Raw genomic sequence first — 17,090 nt, forward strand, 5'->3', positions numbered from 1 at the left:
ATGGCCGAATGAATCTATCCCCTGCGATGATTCCCTTGCAACAGGAAGTCGACTATATTTTCGTCATCGTCTCCAGGTAGTTCGGCAAACGCCGCTTCGAGTTTAAGGCGATCCCAAATTACGCGGCCGTCAACTTTCTTCGGCTTCGGCATGCGGCGGTCAGCAACCATCTGGTCGAATTTGGTTATGCCCACGCCAACATATCGGGCGGCCTCTTCACGTGAGAAGCCGCGAGGAGGATAGGAGAGGGAGTCGCTCTTCATGATCTCGCGCCGCCGTGTGCCCTGAGTGCTCGGGCTTCCGTTCAGAGAGCAGAATCTAGATTGTGTCAGCCTCCGACAGAAGGGCGCCGATCAAGGCATGCGGTAAATTGCGGTCACGGCGTATAAATAGGATGGTTGTGTGAGTTCAGGGGTTCGAGTCGGGAGGGCGCTACCATCCCTTGTTAGTTCGAAAATTGGCCTACGCGGTGTCACCCCAACATCGGGCGCCACTTTCCCGTCGAGGAGGTATTCCGTGGAGACGACGGTCTCCATCTCCGTTCCGTTCTGTCTTTTTGGTCACCGCATCCGCATTTTGCGCGTGACGATTGGTTAGCTCGCTTGCAGGGTGGTCTCACTATGGCGCGTAAGAAAAAAGACTCTCCAGTTCGATTCTTCATGGCCGATGGCGTCGAGGTGGAAACCATTCTCGATTTGGCCGGCCCCCACAAGGATGAACTGTTGAAGCGAATCGTTGAGGCGCTGGCGCGAGACGCGGCGAGGCGGGATTTTAACGCCGAGCGCGGCCTGGTCTCGGGTCAAACCTAGCGGGCCGTCGCCGGATTAGTTCGGAATGCGGGTTTGCGTTCAACGCGCGCGACGTGTTGCCTCCGAGAGGAGGATTCATTGCTCCTCTTGGTTTATGGGTTCGGCACAGCGTGCGAGAACATACGGCGGACATGGATTGGCGAACCGGCCGCTAAAACCTTGAGTTTCTATTGAAAATCCTGTCCCTCAGCGACTAACATAATCGTTAGTTGTCAATGGGTTACGAAGCGGTTCGCCCAAATCGATTCAAGAAGCTGCTCCAGCCACTCGCTGACCGCATTTATTTTCTACCGAATGGCAGCAATGCGCCTCATGTCGGCTGTTGAGATCAAATTCGCCGTTTCCTCAAAGCAGCCGTTCGGCTTGGGCGACATGATGTCCGGGTTTGGCCCAAAGCGGACACGGGTCCACAGCGCCAGCCGTCATGCCCGCGACGATCTGCTGGTTGAAGAACAGGTAGACGATCAGCGGCGGGATGGTGATCAAAAGGATGTTCATGAAACAAGCGCTCGACTATTTCGACAAACAACACACCCCGAAGCGGTCTTTTTTTGGACGGATTTCGTGGCTTTCGAGGTTTTGAGCGTTGCCAGGGAGCTGGGTCTGCATGTGCCAGGCGACGTGGCAATAATGGGTCACCCTTTTGCGATCTGAGTATCGCCTCCATGACAAGTTTCGATCAGTCGGGGCCCGAACTTGGCGCAAACGCGGCACGGCTTCTCATCGAAAGGATCGAGGGACATACGAAAAGCGTGTTCGTGACGGTCGCACCGAAAGTCGTGGCACCTGGCAGCACAAAGATGCCTAGAGTGGAGATTGCTGCCCAACCTAAGATCACTGGGACAGAAGATACTGAGCGTTTCCCAAGGCCTCGCGACAAACATCCCTAGTCGAGTTCGATGATGCTGCAGCCATAGGCCGGGAGCGACAGCTTACCGCCGCGCACTTTGCCATCGCCGAGCAAATCCTTGCCCGCGGGGACATTGCGGATGCTTGCCAACTCGCCCAGCGTGTTGAGGATGAAGAGCAGGCGGCGGTCCTTGCTCTCGCGGATGGTCGCTTCGACACCGGCCGGCATGTCGGCAATGAGCGGCACGATACCGGCGGGCGCCAGCACCTGATCGGCCAGCACCTCGACCAGAGCATCGCTGAGGTACGTGCCGAGGTAGATCACATTGCCCTTGCCGACTTTGCGCGAAGTCATCGCGGCTTGGCCCTCGGCGAAGCGGCTGGCCCAGATGCCGATAACGTCCGTGCCGGGCGCGACGTTAAGCAGCTCATAAAGATGCGCCGCCGTCACCTGCGCATTCCCGATCTTGAGCTCGTATTGGCGGCTCGCCGACGTCGCCGGCAGCTTCTTGCGCACCGTGTTGGCGCCGAAACGGCCACCATGCTCGAACATTCCGTCGCCGCCGATCGGCGTCAGCAACCCGAACTCCTCGACCGTGATCCCGGCCAGCGCCGAGAGCCTCTTGCCCGGCGAGGTGTCGCGGATGACGTGGTTGTTAACGTCGCGTGATCCGGTGCGGCCTCCCAGGATTACCGTTCCACCCGCCTTGGCGAAGGCCTCGATCCGCGCCGTCCACGCATCGGTCCATTTCAGCCAATGCGGCACGTAGAGCGCCTTGAGCTTGCTGAGATCATCCTCGGGATGGATGAAGCCGCAGGCGATGTTGTGGCGGTAGCAATAGCGGTGCAGCAGCGTCGCATCGTCCTGGGGGCTCGGCATGCCGATTGGGCAGGAGCGGTGCATCTCCTGATTGTCGAAATCTGATCCGGCGATGCCCAAATCCATGCGCACATGCGTGCCGAGGATCTTGTCCTTGAGCGCCGTGACCTCACCCGCAAACTGCTTGGCCTCGTCATAGCGCCGCCGAGGGATGTCGTCGTGATCGATGATGCCCATCCAATAGATCTCGGCACCGAAATGCGCCGGCCGCCAGCGGAAGAACATCACGCCATCGGCGCCCCGCGCCACTGACGTATAGGCCATCCGGCGCATCTCGCCGGGTTCGGGCGTCAGCGTCGAGAAGTTCGGCTGCGCACCGAAGCCCGATTGCTGCTCGGGCACGATGAAATTGCCGGTGAAGCCGCGGCAGAGATCGAGACGCAGCGCCTGCGCCTCGCCGACGCTTCCGACCCGCTGCATCTCGTCATCGAGATGCGGGTAGATGTCGAAGCCGAGAAAATCGAGATCGGTCGAGAACTCGCCGCGGAAGTCAATGTCGTCGATCCGCCCCAAATTGTGGAAGACGAACCAGTCTGGATTGGTGGCGCGCAGGATCAGCACCTGATCGTGCTGGAACCGCGCCGTGACGAAGGCGAGGAAGCGGTGATAGTCGACCACATGGGTCGGCCCGACCGGGGCAGGAACGTAGTCGAGGGGCAGCACCACTTGATCGAAATCGTCGTAGGCGGTGGCCCAGAAATGCCCGCCCCACGCATCGTTGAGCGCGGCGATGGTCTTGTACTTGTCCTTGAGGAAGGCCTGGAACTCGGCCAGAGTCACCGGACCGTAGGACAGCGATCCAGAAGTATTGAACTCATTGTCCGTCTGCCAGCCGATGATGTGCGAATTGCCGCGATAATGCTCGGCCATCGCTTGAGTGATGCGCTTTGAATGCTCGCGGAACACGCCGCTCGCAAGATTGGCATGCTGGCGCGAGCCATGGCACATGGCGCGGCCATTGGCATCGACGCGCAACACTTCGGGATAACGCGCCGTCAGCCAGCGCGGCGGCGTCGCCGTCGGCGTGCACATGATGGTCTTGATGCCAGCCTTGCCCAGCCCATGTATGGCGCGGTCGAACAAATCGAAGTCGAACGTCCCCTCATGCGGCTCGAAGATATGCCAGGCGAATTCCGCAAGTCGCACCGCGTTGTAGCCCGCGGCTGCCATTCGGTCGGCGTCGCGCTGCCAATAGCTTTCATCGACATGCTCCGGGTAATGCGCGGAACCGACAAGGAAAGTGTCGGTTGCGATCGGCCGCCAGACAGAGAGCGGCGCGGATTTCGAGGCAGTCGTCATAGTCTGAAAACTCCAGGCGATAGTCTACTTGATGGCGCCGGCGGTGAGGCCGCCCTGCCAGAACCGCTGCAGCAGCAGGAATACCACGATGACCGGGATGATGCTGACCAGAGCGCCGGTGATGATGATCGAGAACAGCACCTGTCCTCCGCCACCGCCTTGCTGCGCTAGCTGATACCAGGTCGCCAGGCCCACCGTGATCGGCTGATACTCCGGCGAGCGCAGCACGATCAGCGGCAGGAAGTAATTGTTCCAGGTCCCGACGAACGAGAGCAGCGCCACGGTCACCATGCCCGGTGCCACCAGCCGCAGCACGATGGCGCGGAAGATCACGAACTCGCCGGCGCCATCGAGACGCGCTGCGTCGAGCAGTTCGTCGTCGACGCCCTGCTCGATATAGACGCGCATCAGATAGACGCCGATCGGCGAGATCATCGAGGGCAGGATCACGCCCAGCGGATTGTCGCTGAGTCCCGAAAGCGCCAGCAGCAGGAAGGTCGGCACGACGAGGGCCGTCTGCGGGATCATCACAGCGCCCAAGACCAGCGCAAACAGCAGATTGCGGCCGACGAATTTGAATTTGGCTAACGCATAGCCTGCCGCGGTAGCCAAGATCGCGGCACCGAGCCCGGCGACGGTCGAATAGAGTAGGCTGTTGAACATCCAGCGCATGAAGACGCCGTTGTCGCGCGCCAGAAGATCGCTCAGATTCTGCCAGAGGTTGAACTCGGTGCCGAAGCCGAAGCCGAACGTGGTGAACAGGTCGCCATTCGTCTTCGTTGCCGATAGGACCAGATAGACCAGCGGCATGAAGCTGTAGAGAAGGAACAGTGACAGCAGCAGCGTGAGCATGATCCGCGAGCGCTGCCTTTCGCCGGGCCGGCGCCTGGCAGCTTCGAAAGTGGCGATGTCGGTGGTCGCAGTCATCATTGCTCCGGCCGACGGCGGTTGGCGATCAGGGTGAAGATGTAGGAGGCACCGGCGATCACGATGCCAAGCACGAACGAAACGGCGGCCGCATAGCCATACTGCTGGTTCTTAGTCGCAAGAGAATAGGCATAGAGGTTCGGCGTGTAGCTCGAATTGATGGTGTTGCTGGCGAGCGCGCGCATCAAGTACGGCTCATTGAACAGCTGCAGTGTGCCGTTGATCGAAAAGATAATGGTGAGCAGGATCGCCGGCCACAGCAGCGGCAGCTGGATCAGCCGGGCAAATTGCCAGGGCGAGGCGCCGTCCATCCGCGCGGCCTCGGCGAGGTCCGACGGGATCGCCTTCAGCGCGGCGTAGTAGATCACCATATTGTAGCCGACATATTCCCACGTCACGATATTGGCCAATGAGAAGATCATCGCGCCCGGCGATAGGAAGTCCGGCGGCGGCAGGTTGAACGCCTTGGCCATCTGCGTGAACGGGCCGAAGGTGGGGCCGTAGAGATAACCCCAGATGATCGTCGCGATCACGCTCGGCACAGCGTAGGGGAGGAAGAAGCCGAGCCGGAAGACTCCCTTGGCATAGACCTGACCACGATCGAGCACGATGGCGAACAACAACGCCAGGGCCAGCATGATCGGCACCTGCACGATGCCGAACAGAACGAGGTTCCACACGCCGCCCCAGAATTTGGCGTCGTCCGCGACCTTGATGTAGCTGGCTGCACCCGCGAACTGCCGTCCGCCCACCAGCGTGTCGCGGTAGAGGCTCATGTAGAACGCATAAACCAGCGGCGCGACGATGAAGGCGATAAACAGCAGCATGAAGGGCGCCAGGAACAGATAGGGCGCGAGCTTTCGTGACGTAAAACCGCCCAATCGCGCTGGGCGCGTCGGTGCGGTTGGCGAATTCGACATTGCCATGGGTCCCCCGTCCGGCAAGATGAAGAGATCGGGCGCGCCGATCAAGGCGCGCCCGGCCGGTGCCCGGGAGGAGTTAGGCCACGGTGAAGCCTTGGTCCTTCGCGTAGGTAACCACGGCGTCCTGGACGCGGTCGAACGCATCCGACAGCGTGCCCTTGCCGCTGATCGAGGCGCCGAATTCATCGGACATCGACTGGTAGAGGAAGCCTTGGAACGGGCTCCACTCAAACGGCGCCACGGCACTCGCCGATTTGGCAAACACTTTGTTCACCTCCTGGCCGCCGAAGAATTCCGGCTTGGCGCTCGCCCATTCCGGGCTCGACAGCAGCGCGTTGGTGCAGGGGAAGAAGTTTTGCTTGGTGGTGTAGAGCTTTGTGGCTCCGGGATTCGTGTTCAACCAGATCGCGACTTCGGCGGCCTCGGGCAGATGCTGGGTCGCTTTCATCACGGCCAGCGATGAGCCACCCCAAGCGCCAGTCACGAACTTGCTCGCGTCCCACTGCGGCAGATCGGCGGCACGCCATTTGCCCACGCTGGTCTTGGCGACCGAGGTCAGGAACAGCGGACCCCAGCCCGCAGCGAGCCAGGTGGCATAGCGACCCGAGTCGAGGCCGGTGTACCACTCATTGTTGAAGCCCGGCTTGGTCTCGATAACACCCGCGGTGATAAGGTCCTGCCAATAGGCGGCGAAGTCCTTAGCAATCTTGTCGTTGATCCTGATCACGAGCTTGTCGCCATCGCGGCTAACCGGCTTCCAGCCCATCGGCCACAACAGACCCAAGACCCAGTCGGCGTTGGCTCCGAACGGCGCGTCGGTCATGAACACAGTCGGATCGGCCGCATGGATCTTCTTGCCCGCATCGGCAAACTCGGCCCAGGTGGTGGGCGGCGTGATCCCATGCTTGTCGAAGATGTCCTTGCGATAGAGCATCGCCATCGGACCGTAATCCTGGGGCGTGGCGTTGACCACATCGCCCATGGCGACCTGCGCCCATAGGCCTTCGGGGAACTCGCCCTTATGGGCATTGGCGTACTGGCCGATGTCTGCGAGGGCGTCGACCTGGCGGAAGCTCTCGAGGTGCTGGTATTCGATCTGGGCAACGTCCGGCAGGCCGCTGCCCGCCTGCACGCCCGCGCGGAGCGCGTTATACAACGGGTCCCCCTGGCCGGGATTCACGAGTTCGATCTGGATGCCCGGATGCGCGGCGTTGAACATGTCTACCTCAAGCTGGAGATTCGGCACCCACGACCATACAAGCACCTTGACGGGCTCGGCAGCGCGAACTGCCGCAGGCAGACCCGCTACCGCAACGCTCGCAGCCGCAACTTTCAAGAAGTCACGACGCTGCATCATCCGCCCAAGCGGATTGAAAATCTTCGTCATTGAAGTCCTCCCACGAAAGATACGCTCCCACACGACGCAGGGCGCGGTTTTTCTTTCAGTTAGAAACTTAATGCCTACAGACAGTTGCTGTCAATTGCGATCGATTGATCTTCAGTCGGCCATCACGAGGCTGTCGGCAGGATTGAGGGTCGTCGCATCGAGCACCAGACGCACCGCGCCCAGGACGATATCGCGGTGACCCAGCGCGCCTATCACGAGGCGCGGCGGGTCGTACACATTGCCCTTAAGGCGATGCCGCAGCACATCGAGCACCAGATCACCGCCGCCGACGATCCGGCCCGCAAGTACGATGATTTCGGGATTCATGAAGGCAGCAACACTGCCCACCGCCATCGTCGCATAGTCGAGCAGTTCGGTCACGACTGGCGCGATTTGGTCCGCCTGCCGGTTGGTGACGGCAGCCAGGGTGAGCTTTCCCGCCGCATACTGGGTGTTGGCCTCTTCGAGCATCTTGGTCGCCTGTTCGGGGATGCCGAAAAAGCGGAGCGATTGCTTGTCGCCCAGATGTTCGAACGGCCGCCCGGTAAGGAGTGGGTCATCGAGATACCAGCCGAGCTCGCCCGCCGCATGCGAGTGCCCGCCATAGAGCTTGCCGTCGATCACGACGCCCGCGCCGGCACCAGGCCCGATCGAGAGGCTCACGACGCTGTCGGCGCCACGCCCGGCCCCGAATCCCCATTCGCCCACGGCGGCGAGGTTGCGCCCGTTCTCGACGACGATGGGCATCTGAAAATGTTCGCTGAGCCGCGCCCGCAACGGCATGTCGCGCCACCCGAGCCCGAGCGTCAGCACTACTGCGCCCTCCGGCTGCCTGACGATCGAGGGCAGGCCAATGCCGATGCCGCGAATGGTCTGGCCGCGCGGGCGGGGGACCGCCATCAGCCGGCGGATCAGGCCGACCAGCTTCTCGAAATTGCGCTCGCCATCATCGTCGGCGGTCTCGTGCATTTCGGTCTGCACGACGCCCTCGAGATTGGCCACGGCGCCATAGAACTCGCCCTTGCCGGCCTCGATGCCGATGATCGCATGCGCCGCGCCGCGGAACTTGATGCGTGCCCGGGGACGGCCCCGGACATTAGGCTCGTCAAACCCGTCATACGCCACCAAATCCTCGGCAATCAGATCCTCGATCACCCGCATCACCGTCGGGATGCTGATGTTCAGTCGCTCGGCGAGGCTCGAAGGTGATGCCACTCCGTCGGTGCGGATCAAATCCACCACGGCCGAACGATTGAGTCGGCGTAACAGGCTCGACGTCGTGGGCTGGCGCTTCATTCATGGACCAGTTGCAAAAGGCCGGCGGACCGGCAACGAGCGTCGGAATAGACCAGAACCGTGCCAGAGTCCGCCTTTTTCTGATGACGCCGAACGTAGTTGTCGCTCCGCAGTGAAAGCTGCCGTGGTAGTCCGTTCGATGATTGCGGCGATCACCGGCGTGCGCCCGAGCCCTCCGGTGTCATTGCGCTTACTCGTGCAAATGACTGCCACCGGTTGCTTCAATCGGTTACGAGCTCGTCCGCCTTTAGCGCGGAACTGTCATCAATGACTGCTTTTGGCGCAAAGCGGTCCGCACAAAGCTGGACGCAACGGTCGGCTTTCTTGCCAGTCATCCTGAAAGCTGCCAGGCCGTTAACGGCCCAATTCAGACTACTGTGAGGCGCGCGATTTGCGGCAGAAGCAGACATCCCGGGTAGCGGCTGCGCAAAGCCGCGGGCAAGGTACTGTCAATCACGCACTTGGCATGTAACAGTGCCTGCTAATATGCGATGGGCAGTTGGGGAAGGATGCCGCGCAAGCTCTTAGCGGAATGTTCCTCGGGGGAGAAAACCAATATGCAGAGTTCAATCGAAATCGACCTTGCTGGTCGACTCGAAGCCGCCAACCAGTACATTGCCGAACTGGAAATCGCCAAAGCATCTGCGGCAACCCAACTCAGCCAACTTTCTGCCGATAACAAGCGTCTGCTTGACCTCACCGAGGACCGCGCAAAGGAACTCGCGATCCTCAACAGCGTCGGCGAAGCAATGGCGCAGACGCTGAACGTCAAGACCGTCACACGCATTGTCGGCGACAAGGTACGCGAAATATTCGGGGAGGACATTACCGAAATTCTTTTGTGTGACGAGGCCTCTGACCTCATCACAGTCCCGTATTCTTTTTACCGGGAGTACCAGGAGGTGGAGCCTTTCACTTTGGGCGCGGGACTTACCTTCAAGGTAATTTCCTCTGGAAAACCGCTGATTCTCGCGACGTTCGAGCAGTCGCTCGAGTTCGATGTGATCGCCCTCAACGAAGCGGAGGTATCGGAATCGTACATTGGTGTACCGATCATCGCCGGAGGCAGAACTCTGGGCGTTGTCAGCGTGCAGAGTTACGAGAAGAATGCCTTCAACGACGATCACGTGCGTCTTTTGCAAGGGCTCTCTTCGAGCATGGGCGTTGCCATCGCCAATGCGCGCCTTTTCGACGAAACTCAGCGACTGTTAAAAGTATCAGAGGACCGCGCTAAAGAACTCGCGATCCTTAACAGCGTCGGCGAAGCAATGGCGAAGACGCTGAACGTCAAGACCGTCACACGCATCGTCGGCGACAAGGTGCGCGAAATATTCGGAACGGACGTCACCGAAATCCTGCTACGTGATGAGAAGTCTGATCTTATAACCGTACCCTATGCGTTCTACAGGGACTATCAGGACCCCGAGCCGTTTGCGATGGGGGAAGGGCTGACCTCCAAGGTCATACTGTCAGGCAAACCATTGGTATTGGGTACGACTGAGCAACACGTTGCTCTGGGGGCACTCATACCCACAGAGGATGACAGGACCGAGTCCTATCTGGGTGTGCCGATCATTGCTGGTGACAGAATTCTGGGTGTCGTAAGCGTCCAGAGCTACGAGAAGAATGTCTTTAATGAAGATCATGTGCGTTTGTTGCAGGGACTTTCATCCAGCATGGGCGTCGCCATCTCCAACGCCCACCTGTTCGATGAGACCCAGCGCCTCTTGAAAATGATGGAGGCCCGCAACGCTGAACTGGCCTTCGTAAATGGCGTTCAGGAAGTGCTCGTCTCCAATGTGCAAATGCAGGAGATATATGACCAGATCGGCGACAAGATCCATGAGATTTTCGATGCCCAGGTGGTGGATATCGGACTTCTCAACCCGGACGACAACCTTCTGCATTTCCCTTACACGATCGAGCGGGACGTTCGCTTCCCCGATGAACCGATCCCGCTCGTCGGTTTCCGCAAACATGTCATCGAGACAGCCCAGTCATTGCTCATCAATGAGGATATGATCAGCGCGAATGAGCACTACGGCAACCCGCCCGTGCTACAGGGAGAGGCGGCGAAGTCCGTCCTGTTCGTGCCGATGATCATCGAAGGACAGGCGAAAGGGGTCATCTCGCTGCAAAACCTTGATCACGAACACGCCTTTAATGAATCGGACGTGAACCTGCTCACGACGATCGGCAATGCGACGTCAATCGCTATTGAAAAGGCGAGGCTCTTCACCGAGACGAGGCGCTTGCTGAAAGTAACAGAGGACCGCGCAGCAGAACTGGCCATTCTCAACAGCGTCGGCGAGGCCATGACGCAGTCGCTGGATCTGGACACGGTTATTCGCCTCGTCGGCGACAAGGTGCGGGAGGCCTTCGGGACCGAGGTTAGTGAAATTTTGCTGCATGACAGCGAATCCGGCCTGATCCATGTGCCTTATGCATACTTCAGGCAATATAGAGTTATTGATCCATTTCCGTTCGGCGTGGGTGTAACGTCCAAAATCATAGAGACAGGGCGACCGTTAATCTTCACGACTCTCGAGAGTGGAAAAGAGCTTGGCGCATTCTTTCCAGACGAAAAGGACAGGACCGCATCTTACATAGGTGTGCCCATCAAGTCTGGTGAAAGAACGCTGGGAGTTATCAGTGTACAAAGCTACCAGGAGAATGCCTTTGACGAAAATGACGTACGCCTTCTGCAGACGGTCGCCTCCAACATGGGCGTCGCCATAGCCAATGCCCGCCTATTTAACGAAACACAGCGTCTGCTGAGAGTGACCGAGGCCCGCGCCGCCGAACTTGGCGCCATCAGTACGGTCAGTCAGGCGCTCATCGCGGAATCCGAACTCGAAAGCACGATCCAGTTGATCGGCACTCAGATGCAGGAAATCTTCGACGCTGACATCGTCTACGTCGCTCTGCTCGACCCGGAAACCAAGCTGATCCATTTCCCCTATCAGTTTGGCGAGGCCTTCACCACGCTCACCCTCGGCGAGGGGCTGACGAGCAAGATCATACAGACCGGCGAGCCGCTGCTCATCAATCAGGATGTGGCGAAACGCGGGGCTCAGATCGGGGCCACCCCCGTCGGCAAGGATGCCTTGTCCTATCTCGGCGTTCCGATCAAAACGGCGCAAGGAACGCTTGGCGTTATCAGTGTTCAAAGCACCACGCGGGAGGGCATATTTACCGATGACTCGCTCCGCTTGCTTTCTACCATTGCCGCCAATGCCGGCTCTGCCCTGCACAACGCGCAACTATTCACTGAGCTCAAGCAGTTGTCCCTGGCGCTCCAGCAGGCAAAGGAGGCGGCCGAGGCCGCAAATGAGGCGAAGAGTTCGTTTCTGGCGACGATGAGCCACGAGATTCGCACGCCAATGAACGGCGTGATCGGAATGAGCAACTTGCTGCTTGGTACAAACCTTGACGCTGAACAACGCGAGATTAGCGAGACGATCAGCCAGAGCGGCGAGGCCCTGCTAACGATCATCAATGACATACTCGATTTTTCCAAAGTTGAGGCCGGCAAGCTGGAGCTCGATCCAAGGCCCTTTGAACTGCGGGAATGCCTTGAAAGCGCGATTGACCTGGTCGCTTCCAAGACTGCGGAGAAGGGGCTCGACCTAGCGTATCTGGTAGAGCCGGGTACGCCCGACGGGATTGTCGCAGACAGCACCAGACTGCGGCAGATTTTGCTTAATTTCCTCAACAACGCTGTGAAATTCACCGAACGGGGTGAAATTGTACTATCGGTGACGAAAGTTCCGCCCGCAGTTGAGGGCGCGGAAACACCCCACAGCGGAAGCGAAGAGGGCTTGTCCACTCTGCAGTTTGCAGTACGCGATACCGGTATCGGTATTCCCGAGGGCCGATTGGATCGCTTGTTCAAGTCTTTCAGCCAGGTCGATGCCTCGACAACGCGGCGCTACGGCGGAACCGGGTTGGGGTTGGCGATTAGCAAACGCCTGGCAGAACTGATGGGCGGGGAGGTATGGGTGGAGAGTGTGGAAGGGTCGGGTACGACATTCTTCTTCACGATCCGCGCTGCCGCGGCGCCCGCTCCCAAGCAGGCGCAAATGTCTGTGGCCAAAGTTGAACTCGCAGGCAAGCGGTTGCTGATCGTCGACGACAACGCAACCAACCGGCGCATCCTGTCTCTGCAAGCCCAATCCTGGGCCATGGTTCCACAAACAACCGGATCGCCCGTGGACGCATTGAGCAGGATTTCGAGCGGCGAAAGTTACGACGCCGTCGTGCTCGACATGAACATGCCAGAGATGGACGGCATAGAACTGGCCAAACGTTTACGTGGGCTTGGTGAAAGAGGTGATGTTCCATTGATATTGCTGAGTTCCCTGGTGCCTCTTGATGAGCGAAACAAGGCGGATATTGAGAGCATCAAATTTGCGGCGATGCTGCCTAAGCCGATCAAGCCCTCGCCACTCCTCAATGCTTTCATGTCCGTCTTTGCCGAGGCTCCCATGCGTTCGGCCAAGCCTGATCAGCCCAAGGGACCCTCCCTCGATAGCGAAATGGCGTCAAAATTGCCGCTTCGGATCCTGCTGGTTGATGACAACGTCACCAATCGGAAGATTGGCTCCAAGGTGCTTGAACGGCTTGGCTACAAGGCAGATCTGGCGGTGGATGGAGAGACGGCGATTTCGTCATTCGCCGAGGGACAACACGATGTCATCCTGATGGACATCGAGATGCCGGACATGGACGGGCTCGAAGCCACAAGGTTGATCCGCGCATCAGGCTCCGAGGATTCGCTACAGCCTTTCATCGTGGCACTTACCGCCAATGCTATGGCCGGCGACCGCGAGCGGTATCTGGAAGCTGGGATGGATGATTACCTAAGCAAGCCGTTGCGAGTGGAGGAGTTGGTCGCCTCTCTGAAACGCGCTCCCAAGCACAACTGAGGACAAAGGTTTGGTCATGGCTGTGGCACAGGAAGCTCTCGACAAGCTCCTTGACCTCATAGGCGGGGATCAAGAATCTCTGGCGGAGCTCATTGAGAGTTTTCTGGATGAATCCCCGTTGCTCGTCGAGCAGATGCGCCGGGCTGCGGAGTCTGGCGACCGTTCAGGCCTTGGCCGGGCAGCCCATACGCTGAAATCAAGCGCGCGGGACTTCGGCGCCAACCAACTTTCCGCGCTTTGCGCGGCAATGGAAACATCCTGCCGCGACGGTCTGCCCAGCGGGGCCTCGACGGAAGTGGAACTCATCGCGGGCGAGTGTGACACGGCGAACCGAGATCTAAGTTCGCGTCTTGCTGATTTGAAACGAGGGGGACAACTGAATGAGCATAGTAGCGGAGACTCAGCCACCTGAGGCTCGCGCACCAGTAGGTGCGCGCGTCCTTATAGTCGATGACTCAGGCACTGTGCGCCTGAAGCTCAGCAAAGCCATCCAATCGCTCGGCCATGAAACAACCGCTGTCGCAAGCGGCAAGCTGGCGCTTGAACAGGTTGCCCAGAATCCATTCGACCTCGTACTCCTCGATATCGTCATGCCCGAAATGGATGGCTTCGAAGTGCTCAAGGCGCTCAAGTCATCGCGGGCCACTCGCGATCTGCCGGTGATCGTCATCTCGGCCCTTGATGAAGAAATGAGCAGCGTAATTAGCGCTATCGAGCTTGGCGCGGAAGACTTTCTGCCAAAGGATTTTGAACTCGCTCTACTCAAGGCTCGTGTTGAAACCTGCATCGAGAAAAAAAGACTCCGCGACGTTGAGACGGAATATCTGCGGCAGGTGGCCAAGCTGACCAGGGCGGCCGCCACCTTGGAGACCGGGCGGTTCAATCCTTCGAAGCTTGGCATCCGCGACGTAGCAAGCCGTACAGATGGTCTCGGCAAGCTTGCCACCGTCTTCGCGACAATGGCCCAGAAGGTCTACGAGCGAGAACGAAAGATGCGGCAGAATATTCGCACGTTTCGTGGCGCTCTTCTGCTGCTGGCATGTGGTGGATTATGGGGCGTCGTCGTGCCACTTTCCAAGATGGCTTCGCTTGTTGAGGCTCATCCGGTGGGATTGGCAATCCTCATTGATATCATCGGAGCCGTGTTCTGCATTGGGATTAGTGTGAAGCGACAGACAATGCCGAGCCTCAAGGACCTAACGTCGGCGGATAGGAAATTCATCCTTCGTTTTGCGTTCATTAGCTCGGTGATCAACCAGATTCTGGTGTATTGGGTGGCAAGCAAGCTTCCAGCTTCTATCGTCTCCATTGTCATCGTGCTCGAGGGATTTGCTGTCTTCTTGTTCGCCGCTCTGATGCGGACCGAAGCTCCGAATTTGAAGCGCTTTTTAGGGCTTGGATTGGGTCTCGTCGGCATCTTCATCATCCTCCTGTACGGAGAGCCCGGGGAAATGGCCACCAGTTGGCTGTGGCTTGCCATTGCCTTGGTAATCCCCGTCACTTACGCGACCGAGGATATCTATCTCTCAGAGTCCAAGCCCGCCAACATCGATAACGTCGCCCTGTTCGGCATGACCCTCGTTGTCTCGGTTTTCATGCTGATCCCACTTGCGGCTTTTTATCGGGACTTCGTGCCATTTGATCTGTTGGCCGGTCGGCTTGGCGTCATCGTCTTGCTGATGGCTGCCGCTGGCAATTTGGCGATGCTGCTTTTCATTCAGTTGATCTCCAGCACCGGTGCCGTCTTCGCCAGCCAGAACGCCTATGCGGGAACAGCGGCCGGCATAGGCTGGAGTATGCTGTTGCTTGGAGAGGCGATACCAGTCGTCACCTGGGCCTCTCTGGCACTGGTCGTCGTCGGTCTCCTGATGGTCGAGCCCAAGCAGGAGGCTGAGGAAGAACCCCCGCTGCTTGATGACTCGCTGGAGGAATTTGTGCCGCGGCTTGATCCGCTGCCGTCACCGACGCAATGAATGATCGGACATCGATCAGTGGTGCGCCCGCAATCAAGCTGGCAAGTGGCTCATGACAGTTGCTGCAGACCAATAAGCAGATTGGGTGTGCGGGCAGCCTTCTGGGCCGGTCATCTCGAATTCAGACCTTCGTTTTTCGGCCCCGAATTCACTTCAGAATGTAAGGAATTGCGATAACGTTTCGGGCGATCCCGTAACGACCAATCCCACTATAAGCGCGATTATCGAGAAGACTTAGAGCAGGACGATGCCAATGAGCCTGGACCGGAACGGCTCCTTGCGCGTCTTGTGCCGGATCGTTTGCTGAGCGATCATAGTCCCGATGCTGCCCCCGATGAAAGCCAGGTACAGAAGCGTCGACTCGGGAATGCGTTGCGACCTGTTCTCGGCCCTAGCCTTGTCGAACACCATGGCGGCGTATGCCAACAAGTTTACCGCTACAACGTAGCCGACGACCCCGGTTGCGAACTGCCCCTTGCATGCGCTGCTCGATCTTCGGGCCAGTATAACCGAAGCCCGTTAAGCCAACGCGAATAACAGCAGGTCCATTCCAAAGGGGTTGTTTGAAGCCTCATTCGATGGTGACCGAAGGTCGGCTTTCGCCGATCGGGGCCCAAAAGCCGACCGCGTTCTCGGCCATAAACGGCCTTTCCGCACGTCGATCATCGCGCGCGGTTTAATTTTCCACACTCTCAACATGGGTCGTCCGCCGGCAAGGTGGCCTTTTGATTAAATCCCGTTCCAGTTTTGCCCGGAAGGAGCGGTGGCTTCGCGCCTCATGTCGGCCGTAGAGATCAGCTTTGCCACCGCCTGAAAGCGGACGTGGCCGGCGACAGGACCGGCCTTGCGGTCGCTGCGCGTCACTCATCAAGATTGTCAGAGCCGCTCTCGGTTCACGTTTTCAAGGCAACAACCAGAGCTTGGAACCGCTAAAGGGCCATGGCTGGGGGGATTCGGAGGTGGCTTTGGGGTCACGTGTCGGAGTGATCCGGAAAAAGAACGAGTATCATCGACTTTGAAGCCATCGGTGGGGATACTCAAAACTTCGCCCCATCCCATCCGGTATCGAGCTGTCACGCCTTACTAGGGATCCTCACATGGACAAAGCGACGACCATTATTGGAATAGACTGCAGCCCACGCACGTCCAGTAACTCAGGGCGGATGCTCGGCGTGGTTCTTCGCTCGCTCGAGAGAGATCGGCGGGTGAAGGTCGTGGAACAGGTGCGTCTGGCCGATGAGCGTATCGACTGTCTCGGGTGCGAGCAGTGTTATCAAACGTTCGGATACCACGGCGACGGGATCGATCGTGTTCTGTCACTCATAAAAGAGTCGGACGTGATTCTGATGGCTACTCCCACCTGCTTCGGAATGCCGCCGGCCCTGGGCGTCGTCTTGCTCGACAGATCGGATCCCCTGTGGCGAGACGGACAACAGCTCAAAGGAAAACTCGGAGCGGTCGTCGTCAACGGCGCCACCGATCCCGCGGACGATCCGAGTGTGGGCCTATGCGCGGACAACGTGATCAAGTTTTTCGAACAGCACGAGATGCCCTGCGTCCAGCCGGTCCATCTGGGGGGAACGCTCGCGTATCCCGAGCAACGGTTTCCGGACCCGCTCCCCGCCGGGACGACAGGCGTTCTCGAGCAATTGGCTGACGAGATCCGGCAGTGGGTCGGGAGCAGGTGATACCGGCACATCTCTTGCTTCGGAACGACGGCCTCAAGCGTAGTTCTTCGCTCAGGTCATCGAGTGGTTTCGATGATCCTCCCGAAACTGATCGAGACGATCCATTGCAATGAGCAGGAAGAAGACAAGCC

The 17,090-nt window shown here is 58.9% G+C and carries 14 protein-coding genes; 6 read left to right on the forward strand and 8 right to left on the reverse strand.

The features are described 5' to 3' along the window. Positions 1 to 14: 14 nt before the first annotated feature. Entirely contained in the window at positions 15 to 263 is a 249-nt protein-coding gene (locus tag AC1DXM_RS24460) for a hypothetical protein (RefSeq protein WP_477236972.1), read from the reverse strand. 357 nt (positions 264 to 620) lie between these two features. On the opposite strand from AC1DXM_RS24460, the gene AC1DXM_RS24465 reads away from it, so the two are divergent. After that, a complete protein-coding gene (locus AC1DXM_RS24465) occupies positions 621 to 809 on the forward strand; it encodes a hypothetical protein (protein WP_477236974.1) in 189 nt (62 codons plus the stop codon). Between the two features lie 345 nt (positions 810 to 1,154). Here AC1DXM_RS24465 and AC1DXM_RS24470 read toward each other — a convergent pair whose 3' ends face one another. Next, positions 1,155 to 1,307, reverse strand: coding sequence for a hypothetical protein (locus tag AC1DXM_RS24470; RefSeq protein ID WP_477237058.1), 153 nt, complete (start codon positions 1,305 to 1,307; stop codon positions 1,155 to 1,157). Here AC1DXM_RS24470 and AC1DXM_RS24475 point away from each other — a divergent pair. Further along, on the forward strand, positions 1,251 to 1,463 hold the full coding sequence (locus tag AC1DXM_RS24475) for a substrate-binding domain-containing protein (protein ID WP_477237052.1): 213 nt from the start codon (positions 1,251 to 1,253) through the stop codon (positions 1,461 to 1,463). The two genes, AC1DXM_RS24470 and AC1DXM_RS24475, sit on opposite strands and share 57 nt — an antisense overlap. Positions 1,464 to 1,695: 232 nt before the next feature. Here the strand turns inward: AC1DXM_RS24475 and AC1DXM_RS24480 are convergent, their stop codons facing one another. From AC1DXM_RS24480 to AC1DXM_RS24500, 5 genes are all read right to left on the reverse strand, one after another. After that, the gene (locus AC1DXM_RS24480; protein WP_477236976.1) at positions 1,696 to 3,837 is read right to left on the reverse strand and encodes a beta-galactosidase; all 2,142 of its coding nucleotides are present in this window, start codon (positions 3,835 to 3,837) and stop codon (positions 1,696 to 1,698) included. A 24-nt stretch (positions 3,838 to 3,861) separates the two neighbouring features. After that, positions 3,862 to 4,764: a carbohydrate ABC transporter permease gene (locus AC1DXM_RS24485; protein ID WP_477236978.1), complete on the reverse strand. Its 903-nt coding sequence runs from the start codon at positions 4,762 to 4,764 to the stop codon at positions 3,862 to 3,864. After that, positions 4,764 to 5,684: a carbohydrate ABC transporter permease gene (locus tag AC1DXM_RS24490; protein ID WP_477236980.1), complete on the reverse strand. Its 921-nt coding sequence runs from the start codon at positions 5,682 to 5,684 to the stop codon at positions 4,764 to 4,766. Before AC1DXM_RS24490 ends, AC1DXM_RS24485 begins: the two co-directional genes overlap by 1 nt. A gap of 79 nt (positions 5,685 to 5,763) precedes the next feature. Next, a complete protein-coding gene (locus tag AC1DXM_RS24495) occupies positions 5,764 to 7,074 on the reverse strand; it encodes an extracellular solute-binding protein (RefSeq protein WP_477236982.1) in 1,311 nt (436 codons plus the stop codon). A 111-nt stretch (positions 7,075 to 7,185) separates the two neighbouring features. Then, a complete protein-coding gene (locus AC1DXM_RS24500; protein ID WP_477236984.1) occupies positions 7,186 to 8,370 on the reverse strand; it encodes an ROK family protein in 1,185 nt (394 codons plus the stop codon). Between the two features lie 557 nt (positions 8,371 to 8,927). Here AC1DXM_RS24500 and AC1DXM_RS24505 point away from each other — a divergent pair. The 3 genes from AC1DXM_RS24505 to AC1DXM_RS24515 are packed head-to-tail and all read left to right on the forward strand — an operon-like array spanning position 8,928 to position 15,271. Then, complete coding sequence (locus tag AC1DXM_RS24505; RefSeq protein ID WP_477236986.1) at positions 8,928 to 13,298, forward strand: GAF domain-containing protein; 4,371 nt, start codon at positions 8,928 to 8,930, stop codon at positions 13,296 to 13,298. Positions 13,299 to 13,314: 16 nt separating this feature from the next. Continuing rightward, positions 13,315 to 13,710 carry an Hpt domain-containing protein gene (locus tag AC1DXM_RS24510; RefSeq protein ID WP_477236988.1) on the forward strand — a complete coding sequence of 132 codons (396 nt, stop codon included), beginning with the start codon at positions 13,315 to 13,317 and terminating at the stop codon, positions 13,708 to 13,710. After that, on the forward strand, positions 13,679 to 15,271 hold the full coding sequence (locus AC1DXM_RS24515) for a response regulator (RefSeq protein ID WP_477236990.1): 1,593 nt from the start codon (positions 13,679 to 13,681) through the stop codon (positions 15,269 to 15,271). Before AC1DXM_RS24510 ends, AC1DXM_RS24515 begins: the two co-directional genes overlap by 32 nt. Positions 15,272 to 15,505: 234 nt before the next feature. On the opposite strand, the gene AC1DXM_RS24520 is transcribed toward AC1DXM_RS24515, so the two are convergent. Then, complete coding sequence (locus AC1DXM_RS24520; protein ID WP_477236992.1) at positions 15,506 to 15,700, reverse strand: DUF1294 domain-containing protein; 195 nt, start codon at positions 15,698 to 15,700, stop codon at positions 15,506 to 15,508. 668 nt (positions 15,701 to 16,368) lie between these two features. On the opposite strand from AC1DXM_RS24520, the gene AC1DXM_RS24525 reads away from it, so the two are divergent. Further along, on the forward strand, positions 16,369 to 16,959 hold the full coding sequence (locus tag AC1DXM_RS24525; RefSeq protein ID WP_477236994.1) for a flavodoxin family protein: 591 nt from the start codon (positions 16,369 to 16,371) through the stop codon (positions 16,957 to 16,959). The last annotated feature ends 131 nt before the right edge of the window (positions 16,960 to 17,090 follow it).

Source organism: Mesorhizobium sp. P3_A2 (genome assembly GCF_056403115.1).